This is a genomic window from Streptomyces sp. NPDC002690, assembly GCF_053592415.1.
Genome location: NZ_JBSFVR010000143.1, coordinates 1 through 18,053, shown reverse-complemented (window position 1 = coordinate 18,053; position 18,053 = coordinate 1). Strand labels below are relative to the sequence as shown.

Below are 18,053 nucleotides of genomic sequence, written 5' to 3'. Positions count from 1 at the left end.
CGAGAGCCCCTGCGGCGCCTCGTTCCGGTCACGGCCGGGCGGGGCGCCCTGCCCTTCCGGGCCCGCGCCCCGCCGTGTCCGCGGTCAGCCGAGCGGAAGCGGTTCTGCTCGCGCTCGGACTGCGGGGCGCCGGTGGGCCGGGCGCGTGGCGAGCGGCCGGGCCGCACGGAGGGGTTCTGCACCAAGTGCGGGCACCCGTACTCCTTCGTGCCGAAGCTGCGCGGCGGTGACGTGGTGCACGGACAGTACGAAGTGGCGGGCTGCCTCGCGCACGGCGGGCTGGGCTGGGTCTACCTCGCGGTGGACCGGGCCGTCTCGGACCGCTGGGTGGTCCTCAAGGGCCTGCTGGACACCGGCGACCAGGACGCCATGGCGGCGGCGATCTCGGAGCGCCGCTTCCTCGCGGAGATCGAGCACTCCAACATCGTCCGGATCTACAACTTCGTCGAGCACCTCGACCCGCGCACGGGTTCGCTGGACGGCTACATCGTGATGGAGTACGTCGGCGGCAAGGCCCTCAAGGAGATCGCCAACGACCGCCGCACCCCGTCCGGGAGGCGCGATCCGCTGCCGGTCGAGCAGGCGTGCGCGTACGGGATCGAGGCGCTGGAGGCGCTCGGCCACCTGCACAGCCGCAACCTCCTCTACTGCGACTTCAAGGTCGACAACGCGATCCAGACGGAGAACCAGCTCAAGCTGATCGACATGGGCGCGGTGCGCCGGATGGACGACGAGGAGTCGGCGATCTACGGCACGGTGGGCTACCAGGCCCCCGAGGTCGGCGAGGTCGGCCCGTCGGTCGCCTCCGACCTGTACACCGTGGCGCGGACCCTCGCGGTGCTCACCTTCGACTTCCAGGGGTACACCAACGTCTTCGTGGACTCGCTGCCGGACCCGGAGAACATAGAGGTCTTCCGGACGTACGAGTCCTTCTACCGGCTGCTGGTACGCGCCACCGATCCCGACCCGGCGCGGCGTTTCGCCTCGGCGGAGGAGATGGCCGAGCAGCTGACGGGGGTGCTCCGGGAGGTCGTCGCGCTCCAGTCGGGGCGCCCGCGCCCGGCCCTGTCCACGCTGTTCGGCCCGGAACTGCGGGTGACGGACACGGAGTTGTTCGCCGAACTGACCGGTGACGTCTCGCGCCTCGGCAGTCGTCGCGCCCGGACCGCGCGGCGCCCGAAGCGGCGCCGTGAGCCCACGGGGTCCGTGGCCCCGGGCGCGGCCGTCCCGACGGTGGCGGCGGCGCTGCCCCTGGGCTCCGGCCCGTACGGCGGCATCCCCGTGGCGCGTGCCGGAGCGGGCGGACCGCAGCCCTCGGGGCACCCGCAGGCTCCCGCCGGGTACGCCACTCCCCCGGGACACACGCAGGCCTCCGGGCACGTCCCGCCCGCCGGATACGCGCCGGCCGGGTATCGGCCTCAGCCCTCGGCGGCGGTGCTGACGGCCCCGCCCACCCATGCGAGCGGCTCGGCGGGCCCGGCCCGGGGCGGTGGTCCCACAGTCGGTGGCCCCGCAGTCGGTGGCCCCACGGTCGGTGGCCAGGGCGTCCCGGCGCCGCGCCCGGCGGAGAGCGTCCCGGCCCCGGGGTTCGCGGCCACACCGGCACCGGTCGGCGCAGGCCGGTGGCTCGGTGGACTCGACGCGGGCGGCACCGCGCTCTCGCTGCCGGTGCCGCGCGTCGACGCGAGCGACCCCAACGCCGGTTTCCTGGCCGGGGTGATGGCGGCGGCTCCCACGGAGCTGATCGGCGCGCTGCGCACCGTCCCGGCCCCCTCGCCGGAGACCCGGCTGCGCGAGCTGCGTGCCCTGCTGGAGCTGGCGGAGTACCCGGCGGCCGGCCATGTGCTGGGCGAGCTGGAGGCCCGGTACCCGGACGACTGGCGGGTGGTCTGGTACCGGGGGGTGGTCTCCCTGGTGACCGGCGACCGCGAGCGCGCGGCGCTCTCCTTCGACGCGGTGTACGACGCGTTCCCGGGCGAACCGGCGCCCAAGCTTGCGCTCGGGATCTGCGCGGAGGTCCTGGGGCAGCTGGACAACGCCGCCGACTACTACCACCTCGTCTGGACCACCGATCCGAGCTTCGTCAGCGCCGCGTTCGGGCTCGCCCGGGTGCGCTTCGCCGCGGGGGACCGTGCCGGCGCGGTACGCACACTGGAGTCGGTGCCCGCCGCGTCGATCCACTTCACGGCCGCCCGGGTCGCCTCGGTCCGCGCGCGGCTGCGCGGGCGCGACCCCGCTGAGCCGCTGGCGGACGACCTGGCAGCCGCCTCGGACCAGATCACGGCACTGGCGGGACTGGGGCTGGACGCGGTGCGCCGCGAGCGGCTGTCGACCGAGGTGCTGGGGACCGCGCTGGACTGGGTACTCTCCACAGGACCCGCCCGCCTGTCCGCGGGCCCTGCGGTCTCCGGGCCGGGCGCGCGGAAGCTGCTCGGCAGCGAACTGGACGAGCGGGGGCTCCGGTTCGGGCTGGAACGCTCTTATCGGATGCTCGCCCGGCTGGCTCAGCGGGGCGACGAGAGGATCGAACTGGTGGAGCGGGCCAACCGTTTCCGCCCCCGGACGTGGGTGTGAAGATGTCACAGATCCACCAGCAGACGGCCTCCCTGCCGACGTGCCCCGGCTGTGCCGAACCGCTGGAGCCCGCCGACCTGTTCTGCGGCGCCTGCGGTTACGACCTGTCGGCCGTGCCCGAACGGCCGGGCGACCGGCCGACGATGGCGATCACGACGCCGCCCATGCCGTCGGCTCCTCCCGTTCCGGCCGTGGCTCCGGCGGCTTCGGCCGCACCCGCCGCGGCCTCGTGGCCGGCGGCGTCCGAGACCGACACCTCGGACCAGCCCGCGCCCGTCCACCGCCCGGCCGACCTCCCGGGCATCGACTCGGCGGGCCACCCGCTGTACGCCCGCGCGGCGGCCCCGGACGCCCCGGCGGCTCCCCCCGCACCACGGACCGCTCCCGCCCAGGCCGCCGTACCGCCGCCCGCCGCGCCGCCCACCGTGCGGTACGACGAGCGGGCGGTGCCGGCACAGCCGCACTCCGGGGACTTCGAACTGGCCGCACCGGGAACCGCACCGGGAATCGCACCGGGCGCCGTTGCCGCTCCGGCGGGCCCGCCGGAGGCCGTAGCCGCCTCCGACCCGCGCGGTGCGGGCGGTACGGGGGCTGCGACCGCCCCTGCCGGTACCAGGCTCTGTGTCGCCTGCCGGGCCGGCCGGGTCGACACCGACGGGTACTGCGAGACCTGCGGTCACGCCCAGCCGCGCGAACGCGACCACATGGAGCAGGAGCTCGGTCCGGTGGCGGCGGTCAGCGACCGCGGGCTGCGCCACCACCGCAACGAGGACTCCTTCGCCGTGTCGGCCACCGCGCTGCCGGACGGTTCGCCGGCCGTCGTCGCGATCGTCTGTGACGGGGTGTCCTCCGCGCACCGGCCCGACGAGGCTTCGGCCGCCGCCGCGACCGCCGCCGGCGAGTCCCTCCTGGAGTCGCTGCCGCGCGGCAAACACCCGCAGCAGGCGATGCACGACGCGATCGTCGCGGCCTCCCGGGCCGTCAACGCCCTGGCCGACGAGCAGGAGGGCGCGGCGGAGCACGAGCCGCACCGCAACCAGAACGCTCCGGCCTGCACGCTGGTCGGCGCGGTCGCCGCAGGCGGTCTGCTGGTCGTCGGCTGGGTCGGCGACAGCCGCGTCTACTGGGTGCCCACCGACCGTACGGAGCAGCCCGTCAGGCTCACCGAGGACGACTCCTGGGCCGCGCAGATGGTGGCGGCCGGGCTGATGAGCGAGGAGCAGGCGTACGCGGACGAGCGCGCCCACGCGATCACCGGCTGGCTGGGCGCCGACGCCTACGAACTCGACCCGCACACCGCCGCGTTCAAGCCGGACCGGCCGGGCACGGTGGTGGTCTGCACCGACGGTCTGTGGAACTACGCGGAGACCGCCGAGGAGATGGCCGCCGCCCTGCCCCGGGACGCCCACGAACGCCCGTTGCACGGAGCGCGGGTGCTGGTGGGTCACGCGCTCGACGGCGGGGGCCACGACAACGTAACGGTGGCGCTGCTGCCGTTCGCCGTACGGCCCGCCGGGGCACACTCCGGCTGACGCTCCCCGGCTGACGCCCAGCCACCCGCGAAGCCGTGTCCCGGCACCCTTACGGGCCGCCTCCCGAGACCGCGACCGTTCCCAACCACCTCCGCCCGCTTCCGACCGTTTCACTGCTACTTTCCGGCCTTTCTCGCACTGCTATTTACCGGCCTTTCTCGCACGCTCCCTCGCACCGGGTGCCCGGACTCCCGGCGAGGGCGCCCGCACGGGCCGGTACGTCATCCGGTACGTCGACCGCACACCCGTATCCGTCCCACCGGTGGGGCACCGAGGAGCCGCTCCATGGCCAACTTCTCCAAGTCGCAGCAGCCGCAGTTCTCCGTGGACGTGTACCAGAACAGCTATCTCCCCGAGGGGGGCCGCGAGGTCAACGCGATCGTCACGGTCACGTCCACGGGCGGCGGCACCTCGGGGGGTGTGCCGCTCGCCGGAAGCGCGGCGTCCGCGTCGAACACGGCGGTCGTGCTCATGGTCGACTGCTCCGGGTCGATGGACTACCCGCCCACGAAGATGCGCAACGCCCGGGACGCCACGGCGGCGGCCATCGACACCCTGCGCGACGGCACCCTCTTCGCGGTGGTGGCCGGTACGCACGTGGCGAGGGACGTCTACCCGGGCAACGGCCGGCTCGCCAGGGCCGACCGTCTGACCAAGGCGCAGGCCAAGGACGCGCTGCGCGGGCTGGGCGCGGGGGGCGGTACGGCGATCGGCACCTGGCTCAGGCTCGCCGACCGGCTGTTCGGCACCACCGGGGTGGGTCTGCGGCACGGCATCCTGCTGACCGACGGGCGCAACGAGCACGAGGCCCCGGAGGATCTGCGCGCGGCCCTGGACACCTGCGCGGGCCGGTTCACCTGTGACGCCCGGGGTGTCGGCACGGACTGGGAGGTGAAAGAGGTCACGGCCATAGCCTCCGCCCTGCTGGGCACCGCCGACATCGTCGCGGACCCGTCGGGGCTGGCCGCGGACTTCACGCGGATGATGGAGAACGCCATGGGCAAGGAGGTCGCGGACGTGGCGCTGCGGCTCTGGACGCCGGTGGACACCGAGATCCTCTTCGTGAAACAGGTCGCTCCGGCGGTCGCCGATCTGACCGGGCGCCGGACACAGGCGGGACCGCGCGCCGGGGACTACCCGACCGGTTCCTGGGGTGACGAATCCCGCGATTATCACGTCTGCGTCAGGGTTCCCCAGGCCCGACTCGGCCAGGAGATGCTGGCGGCGCGCGTCTCCCTGGTCCTCCCCGCGCCGTCGGGCGGTGGCGCTCCGCAGACCCTCTCGCAGGGGTTGGTGCGGGCGGTGTGGACGGACGACCTGGTGGCGTCCACGGCGATGAATCCGCAGGTCGCGCACTATACGGGCCAGGCCGAACTGGCCCGGGTGATCCAGCAGGGACTCGACGCGCGCAAGGCCGGCGACCTGGACGGCGCGACCGCGAAACTGGGCCGGGCGGTGCAGCTCGCGACGGTCTCCGGCAACGAGGACACCGCGAAGCTGCTTTCGAAGGTGGTCGACGTGGTCGACGCCGCGACGGGTACTGTGCGACTGAAAGCGAAGGTTGCGGAAGCGGACGAGATGACCCTCGAAACGCGCTCCACGAAGACCGTTCGCGTCAAGAAGTAACAAGAGAACGACACAGACGAAGCCGAGCGACAGAGTCGTCCGCACGGCCGAGGGCGGACCCTCCGCCCCGCCGCGCGTACGGCGATCGACCAGCATGACGGCCCCCGGGCCGGACAAGGAGAGGGGGAAGCGCCGACATGCCGACCTGCCCGAACGGACACCAGTCGGGTTCTGAGGACTGGTGCGAGGTCTGCGGACATCGCATGACCGGAGCCGGTACGCCCGGTGCGGTCCCTCCGCCTCCTCCGCCGCCGCCCGCGCCCGGATACGGATATCCGCAAGGCCCCGGCCCGGGTGGACAGCCGACCGCCGGAGTCGAGCTCTGCCCGCAGTGCCGTACCCCGCGTGAGCCCGGTGGGCCGTTCTGCGAGGAGTGCCGGTGGAACTTCCTCACCAACACGGCGACCTCGTACACCCCGCTGGCTCCGCAGCCCGGCGCCGGTGGCGGGCCGGTGCCCGGTCTCAACCTGCCGCCCGGCTTCCAGGCGCAGCCCGGCCCCCGGCAGGCACCCCCGGCTCCGCACGCTCCGGGTCCGCAGCCGCCGCAGCCGCGTGACCCCTTCGAGTACCAGAGCTCGCGTCCCTCGCAGCTGAACCGCCCGGCGGAGCCGCTCGTACCGGACCGCGACGGCCGGCAGGCGCCGCCGAGCGCCTTCCAGCAGAACCAGCAAACCCAGCAGAACCAGCAGAACCAGCAGCCCCCGGCCTTCCCGCAGGCGCAGCAGGGCCGGCCGGGTCCGCAGGAGCAGCAGTCGCCGTTCCCGCAGGGCGGGCAGCCGCAGTTCCCCGGCCACCCCGGGCAGCCGTCCTTCCCGCAGAGCCAGCCCGGCCAGCCCGGCCCGCAGCAGGGTCCGCCTGCCGCGTTCCAGCAGGGACCGCCGGCCGGCTACCAGCAGGGTCCGCCGCAGGCGTTCCAGCAGAGCGCGCCGCCCGCGCCCGGTCCGTCGTCCCCGACGGAGGCGGACGACTGGATGCTGCCGCCGCCCTCGCAGGCCCAGGGCCGGACGCAGGCGCCGCACGCTCCCGCGCATCAGCAGCCGCCGCACCCCTTCCAGCAGCAGAACCCCGCGCAGCAGAGCCCCCAGCAGGTGGCCTTCTCGCCGCCCTTCCCCGGCCAGGGCGGCTTCCCGGGCGCCCAGACGGGTCCCGGGGCGCAGGGCGGCCCTCCCGGTGGGCAGGAGCCTCAGCGGGCCGCCACCTGGACCGCGGTGATCGCGCCCGACCGTGACTACTTCCTGGCGATGATGCAGCGCAGCGGCCCGGAGGCGACCGGGCTGAACCTGCCCGCGTACTCCCCCGAGCAGCACCTCGAACTCGCGGGCAGCCAGATCACCATCGGGCGCCGCCGGCACAGCACCGGCGAGTCGCCCGACATCGATCTTGCGGTGCCGCCGGAGGACCCGGGCGTCTCGCACCAGCACGCGATCCTGGTGAAGCAACCGGACGGGGGCTGGGCGGTGGTGGACCAGAACTCCACCAACGGCACCACGCTCAACGGCGCCGAGGACCCGATCCAGCCCTACGTACCGGTTCCGCTCCAGGACGGCGACCAGGTGCACGTCGGCGCGTGGACGACGATCACGGTCCGCCGGGGCTGATCCGCCGTAGGCCGTGTCCGACCATTCGCCGTCGGATCGGCGGACACCGCCCGCCCGACGGGAACGGTCGGACACGGCCCGACACCGTCATGGCCCCTCACCGCTCCTCGTGACCGGTGAGGGGCCATACGTACGGGCCCTCCGGGTCGTCCAGCCAGGCCCACTGGCGGCCCCGGTCGACGGTGAGGCCGAAGCGTTCCCGGCCGGGGCGCCCCTCGCCCTCCCAGAGGTTCATCGCCTCGTCCGCGCCGAGCGAGCCGCCCGCCAGCGTGAGCAGGAACGAGTAGAGGCCGTTCCCCGTCATCCGCCGGGCCGCACCGCCTGGTCGCTCCGGTGTCCCGCGCAGCGGTACGAAGAACGCCGGGGTGTGCAGGAAGTGCCCCTCCGCCCGCCGTCCGCCCGCGGTCTCCCGCACCCGGAGCGAGATCAGCCCGGTGGCGAAGGGGGCCAGGACGCGGGCGTCGGGTGCGCACTGCGTGAGCCAGTCCTCGGGGATCAGCGGCAAGGTGCAGGTCGCGATGATCCTGTCGTACGGGCTCCGCCCGGGGCAGCCGCGCGCCCCGTCGCCGGTGACGACGGCGGGGCGGTATCCGGCGGCGGCGAGGTGGCGGCGGGCGGACTCGGTGATCTCCGGGTCGAGATCGACGGTGGTGACCGCGCCGTCGCCGAGCCGGTGGGCGAGCAGCGCCGCGTTGTAGCCGGTGCCCGCGCCGATCTCCAGCACGTTCTGGCCGTCGCGCACGTCGAGTTCGTCGAGCATGAGCGCCATCAGGGAGGGCTGGCTGCTGGAGGAGACGAGCTCGCCGTCCTTCATGCGGGTGGCCAGCGGCCCGTCCGCGTACGCCCCACGCAACCACTGTTCGCGGCGTGCGGGGTCGGCGTCCTCGCACCAGAGGCGCACGGCACCGAGGAGCCCGCCCTCGTAGTAGTACGGCACGAACAGGTGGCGCGGCACGTCCTCGAAGGCCGTGCGCCAGCCGGGGTCGCGCAGCCCGCCGCCGGCCACGATGAGCCGCACCATGGCCTGCCGGGCCGCGGCTCCCTCGGCTTCGAACGGATCACGCGTCTCGCGCTCTCGGGCACCCATGCCTCCACTCTCCTGCGCCGGTGCCCGGCGGGCGACCGGCGTGCGCCCGTCACGGGTGCGGAGCCGTCACGGTGCGGTTCGGTCGCGGGTGCGGTCACGGGTACGGGGCGGTCACGGGTGTCCGGCCCGCCCGTCCGGGTACGGGCCGGCGGCGGCATAGAGGGTCTCCCGCAGGCCGGGCAGGGCGGACTCGCGGTCCTCGCACCAGACGAGGCGCAGGCAGAGGTCCGGGAGGGGCAGGTCGAGGGGGACCAGGGTGCCGGTCCGGAGGCTGTCGGCGACCGCGAAGCGGGGCAGCAGCGAGATCCCGAGGCCGTGTTCGGCCCAGGCGCGCATCACCGGGACCCCGCCGGACCGGACCCGCTCGGGCCCGGCGCCCAGCGCCCGGTCCCCGGCCATCCAGAAGGAGCACTCGGGAACGTTCACCAGCAGCCGTACGCCGTCGAGGTCCGCCGGGGTCAGCGACGTCCGGCCGGCCAGCGGGTGCCCTGGCGCCGCGACCAGGACGAGCGGGACCGGGTCGAGGTCGACGAAGGCCAGGGGCTCGGCGGGCGGCGGGAATCCCAGTGCGCCGATCTCCTCGCCCGAGTCCAGGAGCAGGGCGGCGTCGAGACGCCCCGCCACGACATCGGCGAACAGCCCCTCGCGGGTGCGGTCGGAACTCACCTCGACGTCGAGGCCGGGCCGCCGCTCGGCCAGCCGGGTGAGGATCAGCGGGACGTGCGAGCCGGCCAGGGTCTCCAGCGCGCCGAGCCGCAGGTTCCGGCGCCCGGTCCGGACGTCGTGGACGGCCTGTTCGGCGGTGTCGAGCAGGGACCGCGCCCAGCCCCGCAGCCGCTGCCCCGCGGGCGTCAGCTCCATCCCCCCGGGACTCCGGACGAACAGGGCCGTCCCGAGAGCGGATTCGAGGGTGCGGATCTGCTGCGAGACCGACGAGGGGGCCAGCCCGAGCGCGACGGCCGCGCCGGTCACCGTCCGGTGCTCGACGACCGCGGCGAAGGACCTGAGTTGACGTAACTCCATGTCGGAGGAGAACCCGACGGAGCGTTCGGAAATTCCGAACGCGGTGTGCGGGCCGGCCGGTGGAGCGCCCGCTCCAGGACGGCCACAGTGGGCCGTTCCCCGCCCGATCACCTGGAGGCCGTCCCGTCATGACTGTCGTCAACCCGCCCACGTACGAAGGCCGTTCCCTGCCGGGCAGAGGGCGGGCCCTCGCGCTGACCGGTATCTCGCTGGGCTACTTCATGGTGCTCCTCGACACCACGGTGCTGTCGGTCGCCGAACCCGATCTCGCCTCCTCCCTGGCCACTTCGACGGCCGGACTCCAATGGGCGGTCACCGGCTACACCGTGGCCTTCGCGGCGCTGCTGCTCCCGGCGGGAGCGGCGGCCGACAAGTACGGTGCCGAGCGGCTCTTCCGGGGCGGCGTCGCGGTGTTCGTCCTCGCGTCGCTGCTCAGCTCCGTCGCCCCCGGCCTGACCACCCTGCTGGTGCTCCGGGCGCTCTCCGGCGCCGCCGCCGCGGCGTGCGTACCCGCCACCATGGCGATGATCGGCCGGCTGTACCCGGAGCCCGCCGCGCGGGCACGCGCGGTCTCGGTGTGGGCCGCGGTCAGCGGTGCCGCCGTCGCGGCCGGCCCGATCGCCGGGGGCGCGCTGGTCGGCGCGGCCGGATGGCGTGCGGTGTTCCTGGTCAACGTGCCCGTCGGGGTGGCGGTGCTGGCCCTCACCCGGAGCCGTGCGGTGCGCTGTCCGCGCGGTGTCCGCGCCGTCGACTGGCCGGCCCAGGTGGCCGCCGGTGCGGCGCTGGCGCTGCTCACGGACGCGCTGATCGCCGCCGGGGCCCGGTCCTGGGGCCGCGCGGCGGCGTCCTCGGTGGCATGCGTCGCCGCGACGTGGGCCTTCGTCGTACGCGAACGCCGGAGCCCGTCGCCGGTACTCGACCCCGTACTGATCCGGTCCGCCCGGGTGCGGGCCGTGCTCCTGGCGGCGGCGGCCACCGGCTTCGCGCTGGCCGGCGCGCTCTTCGTCCTGCCCCTGCTGCTCCAGGAGCAGCGGCACCTGAGCCCGCTGGAGACCGGGCTCGCGTTCCTTCCGCTGACCGTCCCCTTCGCCGCGAACCCGCCGCTGACCGGCAGGCTCGTGGCGGCCAGGGGCCCCCGGCTCCCCGTCCTGACCGGCCTGTCCCTGCTGACCGCAGGTGGCGCCGCGCTCGCCTGCACCGTGCTCGCCGATGGGGCCTCACTCTGGCTCGCCCCGGGCCTGCTGCTCACCGGCTTCGGCATCTCCTTCGTGCTGCCCGCCGTCGTCGCGGCCGTCGTCGACGCCGCCCCGGTGGGTGGCGCGGGCGCGGCCGGTGGTCTGCTCAACGCGGTGCGCCAGGTCGGTGCCACCCTCGGCGTCGCCGTGATGGGCACGACGGCGTCCTCGCACCCGGGGTGGTCCCTGCTGATGTCGGCGGTTGTCTGCGCACTCGCCGGGCTCGTCTTCGCCGCGGCGCGCCCCGCCGCGAGGCAGCGGTGACCGGGCCGGGGCTGCGGTGACCGGGCCGGGGCGTGCGGGCCGGGGCGTGCGGGCTGGGGCGTGCGGGCCGGGGGCCGGGGCGTGCGGGCCGGGGGCCGGGTACCCCAAGGGTCCTAGGACCCCCGCCCTCGGCCGGTACGTCTGCGACCATGGACGGGTGACAGAGAACCCGCACGACACGCTTCAGGAGCAGACCTTCTACGAGCAGGTCGGCGGCGAGGCGACTTTCCGGCGCCTGGTGCACCGCTTCTACGAAGGAGTGGCCGAGGACCCGCTGCTGCGGCCGATGTATCCGGAGGAGGACCTGGGCCCGGCCGAGGAACGGTTCGCGCTCTTCCTGATGCAGTACTGGGGCGGCCCCCGGACGTACAGCGACCACCGGGGCCATCCCCGGCTGCGGATGCGGCACCAGCCCTTCCGGGTGGACCGGGCGGCGCACGACGCCTGGCTCGGACACATGCGGGTCGCCCTGGACGAGCAGGGGCTCCCGCCCGAGCACGAGCAGAAGCTGTGGTCCTACCTCACCTACGCGGCGGCCTCGATGGTGAACACCGCCGGCTGAACGACCGGCAACCGGCGTCCGGCGGCACGGCGTCCGGCGGCCCGCGCGGTGGTTCAGCGCCTCAGGGACCGAGGCGCCTCAGGGCCTTCAGCGTCGGCCGACGGACAGTTGGAGCGCGCCGAGGCCGCCGCTGCCCTCCGTACGCAGGGCGACGGAGCCGTACGGGCTCCGCAGGCGCAGCCAGGACCCCGCGGCCAGCAGGCCGACCGGCAGGTCCGGCTGGGGGCGGAGGAAGCCGAGCGACTGGGCGGCGTGCACGGCGCGCAGCGGGAGCGGGGTACCGCCGACCGGCCGGGACCAGATCTCGCGGCCGATCAGATCGCGTTCGGCCCGGGTGCGACGGTCCTCGGGCAGCGCCTCGTCGCGCGTGCGGAACTCGCCGACCGCCGTGTTCAGCGCGGTGCGCAGCTCCTGCGGACCCGGCAACCCGGGGAGTTCGCGCCAGGGGCCGCGCGGCGGCAGCATCCCGGTCCACGGCGGCCCGGTGACGGGGCGGGGCAGGGTTCCTGCCACTCCCGTGGGGCTTTCGGGGTCGAGCGTCTCCAGGAACTCCCCCGCCGACACCGTGACGTCGAAGGTCTCAGGGCTCCCGGTACCGGCTCCGGTTCCGGCCAGGCGGGCCGTACGGATCGCCAGCACGTCGAAGGACGGCGGGCGTCCGAACACGGCCAGCGCCCCGCCGGCCGCCTGGAGGCGGACGGCGGCGGCGCGGTCGTAGTGGAGCAGCCGGCCGAGGAAGGCGGCGAGATCGGCCGCCTCCCTCGGGTCGGCGAAGAGCACGGAGTGCACGGGCATCGTCATGCCGCGGCGGGCTCCTGCTCCATGTACTCCTGGAGGAAGAGCTTCTCCTCGGCGGAGATCCGCCGGGGCCGCCCTTCGACCAGGTTGTAGGGCACGACGACCGTCGAGGCCCGCACGTACACCAGGTCCGCGTCCTTGATCTCGTACGCGATCGTCAGCGACGCCGCGCCGATCTTCGTGACCCAGGACTCGACGGTGACCGGCGCGTGGCGGTGGACCAGCGGCCGGAGGTAGTCGATCTCGTGACGGGCCACGACGGAACCGCCCGCGAAGGACGGCGAACCGTCCCCCGGCGCCAGCCGGAACATGAAGTCGATGCGCGCCTCCTCCAGGTAGCGGAGGAAGACCACGTTGTTGACGTGGCCGAAGGCGTCCATGTCCGACCAGCGCAGCGGGCAGGGGTAGAGGTGACGGGCCACGTTGATCAGCCCCGGGTGAGCTTCTTGTACGTGGCGCGGTGCGGGCGTGCCGCGTCCGCGCCGAGGCGCTCGACCTTGTTCTTCTCGTACGACTCGAAGTTGCCCTCGAACCAGTACCACTTGGAGTCGCCCTCGTACGCCAGGATGTGCGTGGCGACGCGGTCCAGGAACCAGCGGTCGTGGGAGATGACCACGGCGGCACCGGGGAACTCCAGCAGGGCGTTCTCCAGCGACGACAGGGTCTCGACGTCCAGGTCGTTGGTGGGCTCGTCGAGGAGCAGCAGGTTGCCGCCCTCCTTGAGCGTCAGCGCGAGGTTCAGGCGGTTGCGCTCACCACCGGAGAGGACACCGGCCGGCTTCTGCTGGTCCGGGCCCTTGAAGCCGAACGCGGAGACGTACGCCCGCGAGGGCATCTCGACCTGGCCGACGTTGATGTAGTCCAGCTCGTCCGAGACGACGGCCCAGAGGGTCTTCTTCGGGTCGATGTTGGCGCGGGACTGGTCGACGTACGAGATCTTGACCGTCTCGCCGATCTTGACCGTGCCGGAGTCCGGCGTCTCCAGGCCCTGGAGCATCTTGAACAGCGTGGTCTTGCCCGCGCCGTTCGGACCGATGATGCCGACGATGCCGTTGCGGGGCAGCGTGAACGACAGGTCGTCGATCAGGACCTTGTCGCCGAAGGCCTTCGAGAGGTGCTCGACCTCGACGACGATGGAACCGAGGCGCGGGCCCGGCGGGATCTGGATCTCCTCGAAGTCCAGCTTCCGCATCTTGTCGGCCTCGGCCGCCATCTCCTCGTAACGGGCGAGGCGGGCCTTGGACTTGGTCTGGCGGCCCTTGGCGTTGGACCGGACCCACTCCAGCTCTTCCTTGAGCCGCTTCTGGCGCTTCTCGTCCTTGCGGCCCTCGACCTTGAGGCGGGTTGCCTTCTTCTCGAGGTACGTGGAGTAGTTGCCCTCGTACGGGAGCGCGCGGCCGCGGTCCAGCTCGAGGATCCACTCGGCGACGTTGTTGAGGAAGTACCGGTCGTGGGTGACGGCGACGACCGCACCCGCGTACTTCGAGAGGTGCTGCTCCAGCCAGTTCACCGACTCGGCGTCGAGGTGGTTGGTGGGCTCGTCGAGCAGCAGCAGGTCCGGCGCCTCGATGAGCAGCTTGCAGAGCGCCACGCGGCGCTTCTCGCCACCGGAGAGGTTGGTGACGGGCCAGTCGCCGGGCGGGCAGCCCAGGGCGTCCATGGCCTGCTCCAGCTGGGCGTCCAGGTCCCACGCGTTGGCGTGGTCCAGGTCCTCCTGGAGCTTGCCCATCTCTTCGAGCAGCGCGTCGGAGTAGTCGGTCGCCATGAGCTCGGCGACCTCGTTGAAGCGCTTCAGCTTGCCCATGATCTCGGCGGCGCCGTCCTGCACGTTCTGCAGGACGGTCTTCTCCTCGTCGAGCTTCGGCTCCTGCATGAGGATGCCGACGCTGAAGCCGGGCGAGAGGAAGGCGTCACCGTTGGACGGCTGCTCCAGGCCGGCCATGATCTTCAGCACCGTGGACTTACCGGCGCCGTTGGGGCCGACGACACCGATCTTCGCGCCGGGCAGGAAGTTCAAGGTGACGTCATCGAGAATCACCTTGTCGCCGTGCGCCTTGCGCGTCTTGCGCATGGTGTAGATGAACTCAGCCAAGAGAAACCGTCCGGCAGCAATAGAGGTGTGGGCAGATACACCCCATCTTGCCTGACGACAAGCCCACGGGGGAAACCCGTCCCACCCGGGGCCGCTGACTGGGCGGCCGCAAAGGCGACATCCCCGGACGAGGTCACCGACAGTCGCGAGCTCCCTGCGCGGAGCGCCTACTCGGTACCGCGCGGGTGCACCCCTCGTGCACCTCTCGTGCGGCCTCGTACGCGGGGCGTACGTACGCACGAAGGCCCCGGCACCCCCTGAATCCGGGGTGCCGGGGCCTTCGGCCGTACGGTCCTGCTGTTCAGTTCAGCCGCTCGGCTGCTCAGCTGCTCAGCTGCTCAGCTGCTCAGCTGCTCAGCCACGGTGCGGCGCGCGCGGTGACCGCGTGCGTCCGGCCGCTACTGGGCGGCAGCGGCCGACTTCTTGCGACGGAGGAAGAACACCGCACCGCCGCCGATGACGACGAGCGCGATGGCGACGCCCGCGATGACCGGGGTCGCACTGGAGCCACCGGTGGCGGCGAGGTCGCCCTCACCACCGCCGGTCACGTCGCCGGCGGCCACGGTCGTGGCCGGGCTCGGCGAGGCGCCGGTCTGCGTGTCGGTGCCCTCGTCGCCGCCGGTGGCCGGGGTGGCCGCGGTGACGCAGTCGAGGACGCCCTTGAAGTTCTGCGAGAAGTCGTTGTCGACGCCGACGACCGTGATGTCGTACGACTTGTCCTCCCCGACGCCGACCGACGCGGTCTTCGAACCGCCGGGCTCAACGGTGTAGACGTCACCGGCCACCGCGAACGTGAACCTGAACGGCTGGTCACCGTTGTTGGTCACGGTGAAGTCGATGCGGTTGTCGGCGCAGTTCTTCTGCGCGGTCACCGCGGGAACCGGACCCTTGGCGGCCCAGGTGGCGGCTGCCTGCGCGGAGACGACCGACTCGCTGGAGCCGGCGAGGATCTGAGTCTGGCTGGTGGTCGTCACACCGGTGAAGACACGGCCGACCGGAACCGAGGTGGTGGCCTGCACGGTGAGCGAGGCGGTGCCGTCCGCGGCGCCCTTCGGCACGTCGAAGTAGAGCTCGGTGCCGTCGGTCGCCTTCGAGACGGGGTTGCCGTCCTTGTCGGTGATCTTGACGCCGCTGGCGACCGCGTCGGCCGGCGGGGCCACCGTGGCCTCGGCCGCGTCGGTGTGCACGGTGACCGGGCCGAGCAGGCCGCCGGCCTGGCCGGAGACAGCCGCCGGGCTCAGGGTCAGCGAGGCCTGGGGCTCGGTCGAGTCCTGGGCCTTGTCTTCGAGGTAGTCGGCGAGCTTCTCGGCGTCCTCGTTGACCGCGGTGACGTCGGCCTTGTCCGAGAAGCGCCAGATGGCGACCTGGGTGCCCGCGGCGGCGGTGCCCGCGGTGAGGGACTTGGCGCCGGACGCCTTCGCGAGCGAGGCGAGGTCGTCGACCTGCGGGTAGGAGTGCTCGAGGATCCAGCGGATTCGGCCGGCGTCGGCGTTCTTGCCGAGCGAGGACTCCGCCCAGGGAGTCTCCTTGTACTCCGCGCTGCTCTGGGTGGGGTTGTGGATGTCGATGCAGTACGTCTTGAGCTTGCCGCCACCGTCGACGGTCATCTCGAAGAGACCGGCGGACACCGACTGGGTCCCCTTGTCCGTCTTGATCTTGGCGCCGTCGTACGTCTTCAGCCCGTCCAGGACGGCTACCGCGCCGCCCGGGTGCTGGGGTGCCGCGTCCTCGGCTGCCGCCGCGCCCGCGCCGACGAGGGCGCCCGCCGCGACGAGGCCGGTGACCAGTGCGGCGGAGGCCAGGCGGGTGAGCCCGTTGCCCCGTCCCCGCAGCGGTCGGCGCGTGCCCGAACCGGCGCCGAGGGCCGGGCCGTTCGCTATGTCGGAATCTTGAAGCGCTGAAATCTCAGAAAAAGCAGAAGTCACAGAATTCCCCTCCGGGGCGGGACCCTCGCGCTCGGTGCGCGTGTGGGGAGTGCCCCGCCGACAGACTCAAGTGCCCATGAGTACGGGGGAATCCTATGGAGGGGGGCCCAAACCGCTCCCCCGTCTTGCTGTCGCACAACCATTCCGAATCGCAATCGTTATCACCGCCACTTCCGCCCCAGGGAGCACGGCCAAAACCATCAGCACGCCGTCACCACGTGCTCACCGAGCGCGTGGTGAGGCGGTCACGATGTCGACATGCCGCCTACACGCCTTTTCTGACGGACCGTCTGGACACGTGATCCACCTCCGTCGCGCGCGGCGGCCCGGTCGCCCTCGCACGGACCGGCGGGCCGCCGGTGAGCCCTCTCTCCCAGGACAGGCCTTCACCTGCGGATTCGCTCGCGAAAACCGGACCCTCCGCGTCCCCTCTTCCCGGTCCCGCCCCCGGCCCCGTAGCCGGTCCCGTGCTCGGTCCGCTTCCTCGGCCACCGGGGCCACCCGGGCCCGCCCCGGAGCCCTTGCTCGCGCCCGTGTCCAGGCCCGTACCCCCTCCCGCGCCCATCCCCATACCCGTCCCCGTACCCGTCCCCGTGTCCATTTCCGCGCCGAACGGCGGCTCGCGTCGGACCGCACGCCGGAAGGCCGCGGAGCCCCGGCTCAGGTCGTGGCCCACCGCGACCGCCTCGACGTCCACGAACGTCCGCCGCCCGCCCTCGCGTTCCTCTTCCCGGACTTTCAGCCGGCCGTGCACCAGCAGAGGTTCGCCCACGGAGACCGAGGCCGCCACGTTCGACGCGAGGCTCCGCCACGCCCACACCGTGTAGAAGCTCGTGTGCCCGTCCGCCCAGAGCTGTCTCTCCCGGTCCCAGCGGCGCGGCGTGACCGCGAGGCGGAACCGCGCCATCCCTCCCGAGGCCGTCTCCCGGAAGTCCACCCCCGTCGCCGCATTGCCGACCAGCGTCACCAAGGTCTCGTTCATGTCCTGTTCCCCCGTATTCACTTCCGGTGTGTACGAGCAGCCGCCCACGTGCGAGCAGCCCACACGCGAGCCGCCCTCGTGCGAGCAGCCCACACGCGAGCCGCCCACGTGCGAGCAGCCCACACGCGAGCCGCCCTCGTGCGCGAGCGGATCCGGAACACGGGAAAGCCCCGCGCGCCGATGGGCTCGCGAGGCTGTACCCGCACTCCCGTCCCGCCGCTCAGGACTCCATGCTGGACGAGGTGCGGCGATCCTGCCGGGGCCTGTGGATTACCTGCCGGTTGTGGAAAACTCCGTCACCGCCCCGTACCGCTCCCGCACTTCGCGGTAGCGGGCGAGTTCGGCGGCCACCGGATCGAGGACCCTGGCGCGACCGCATCCGGCCGCCGCGTCCCGCAACCTCCGCTCGATCTCCTGCCCGTACCGTCGGGCCGGCCCTCGCGCGGCTGCCGCGCACGCCCACTCGACCAGCGGGCCACCCACGACTCCGGCGAGCATCACGAGCGCGGGGACGATCAGTCCCGGTTCCAGCACGCCGGCGATCTGGCCGACCAGCCACAGCCCGCCGAAGATCTGCAGCAGGGTCATGGACGCCTGGACCACCACCGCCGCAGGCCACCACCTGGGGCGCGCGGGCTTGGCAGGGCGGCCCAGAGGCACGGGCGCCCCCTGGGCGCCGGGGGCGCCGGTCTCGGTACCGGTACGGGCGCCCTCGCCCGCGCCCAGCTCCACCACCACGTCCACCGCGCGTCGGG

General features: G+C 73.3%; 13 protein-coding genes and 1 pseudogene. 6 read left to right on the top strand and 8 right to left on the bottom strand.

Going from position 1 to position 18,053, the window contains the following annotated elements; translation table 11 throughout:
- The first annotated feature begins 9 nt into the window (after positions 1-9).
- From ACWD3D_RS19090 to ACWD3D_RS19075, 4 genes are all read left to right on the top strand, one after another.
- A complete protein-coding gene (locus tag ACWD3D_RS19090) occupies positions 10-2,574 on the top strand; it encodes a tetratricopeptide repeat protein (protein WP_451462010.1) in 2,565 nt (854 codons plus the stop codon).
- Positions 2,575-2,576: 2 nt separating this feature from the next.
- Positions 2,577-4,106: a PP2C family protein-serine/threonine phosphatase gene (locus tag ACWD3D_RS19085; protein ID WP_451462009.1), complete on the top strand. Its 1,530-nt coding sequence runs from the start codon at positions 2,577-2,579 to the stop codon at positions 4,104-4,106.
- 285 nt (positions 4,107-4,391) lie between these two features.
- Positions 4,392-5,732, top strand: coding sequence for a VWA domain-containing protein (locus ACWD3D_RS19080; RefSeq protein ID WP_451462008.1), 1,341 nt, complete (start codon positions 4,392-4,394; stop codon positions 5,730-5,732).
- A 137-nt stretch (positions 5,733-5,869) separates the two neighbouring features.
- Entirely contained in the window at positions 5,870-7,330 is a 1,461-nt protein-coding gene (locus ACWD3D_RS19075) for an FHA domain-containing protein (RefSeq protein WP_451462007.1), read from the top strand.
- A 97-nt stretch (positions 7,331-7,427) separates the two neighbouring features.
- Here ACWD3D_RS19075 and ACWD3D_RS19070 read toward each other — a convergent pair whose 3' ends face one another.
- Both ACWD3D_RS19070 and ACWD3D_RS19065 read right to left on the bottom strand, forming a co-directional pair.
- The gene (locus tag ACWD3D_RS19070; RefSeq protein ID WP_451462006.1) at positions 7,428-8,417 is read right to left on the bottom strand and encodes a methyltransferase domain-containing protein; all 990 of its coding nucleotides are present in this window, start codon (positions 8,415-8,417) and stop codon (positions 7,428-7,430) included.
- Between the two features lie 111 nt (positions 8,418-8,528).
- The gene (locus ACWD3D_RS19065; RefSeq protein WP_451462005.1) at positions 8,529-9,440 is read right to left on the bottom strand and encodes a LysR family transcriptional regulator; all 912 of its coding nucleotides are present in this window, start codon (positions 9,438-9,440) and stop codon (positions 8,529-8,531) included.
- A gap of 128 nt (positions 9,441-9,568) precedes the next feature.
- Here ACWD3D_RS19065 and ACWD3D_RS19060 point away from each other — a divergent pair, with 128 nt between their 5' ends.
- Positions 9,569-10,939, top strand: a complete 1,371-nt coding sequence (locus ACWD3D_RS19060; protein ID WP_451462004.1) for an MFS transporter — start codon at positions 9,569-9,571, stop codon at positions 10,937-10,939.
- A gap of 157 nt (positions 10,940-11,096) precedes the next feature.
- Entirely contained in the window at positions 11,097-11,501 is a 405-nt protein-coding gene (locus ACWD3D_RS19055; RefSeq protein ID WP_451462003.1) for a globin, read from the top strand.
- A gap of 87 nt (positions 11,502-11,588) precedes the next feature.
- On the opposite strand, the gene ACWD3D_RS19050 is transcribed toward ACWD3D_RS19055, so the two are convergent.
- The 6 genes and pseudogenes from ACWD3D_RS19050 to ACWD3D_RS19025 all read right to left on the bottom strand — a co-directional run.
- Positions 11,589-12,302, bottom strand: coding sequence for a hypothetical protein (locus tag ACWD3D_RS19050; protein ID WP_451462002.1), 714 nt, complete (start codon positions 12,300-12,302; stop codon positions 11,589-11,591).
- A complete protein-coding gene (locus tag ACWD3D_RS19045) occupies positions 12,299-12,721 on the bottom strand; it encodes an acyl-CoA thioesterase (RefSeq protein WP_266704383.1) in 423 nt (140 codons plus the stop codon). The genes ACWD3D_RS19050 and ACWD3D_RS19045 overlap by 4 nt, the downstream gene beginning before the upstream one ends.
- A gap of 5 nt (positions 12,722-12,726) precedes the next feature.
- Positions 12,727-14,391: an energy-dependent translational throttle protein EttA gene (gene ettA, locus ACWD3D_RS19040; protein WP_451462001.1), complete on the bottom strand. Its 1,665-nt coding sequence runs from the start codon at positions 14,389-14,391 to the stop codon at positions 12,727-12,729.
- A 398-nt stretch (positions 14,392-14,789) separates the two neighbouring features.
- Positions 14,790-16,316 carry a Cys-Gln thioester bond-forming surface protein gene (locus tag ACWD3D_RS19035; RefSeq protein ID WP_451462000.1) on the bottom strand — a complete coding sequence of 509 codons (1,527 nt, stop codon included), beginning with the start codon at positions 16,314-16,316 and terminating at the stop codon, positions 14,790-14,792.
- A 265-nt stretch (positions 16,317-16,581) separates the two neighbouring features.
- Positions 16,582-17,298: a single-stranded DNA-binding protein gene (locus tag ACWD3D_RS19030; RefSeq protein ID WP_451461999.1), complete on the bottom strand. Its 717-nt coding sequence runs from the start codon at positions 17,296-17,298 to the stop codon at positions 16,582-16,584.
- A 270-nt stretch (positions 17,299-17,568) separates the two neighbouring features.
- A pseudogene (locus tag ACWD3D_RS19025) lies at positions 17,569-18,053 on the bottom strand (ATP-binding protein); the annotation flags it as partial.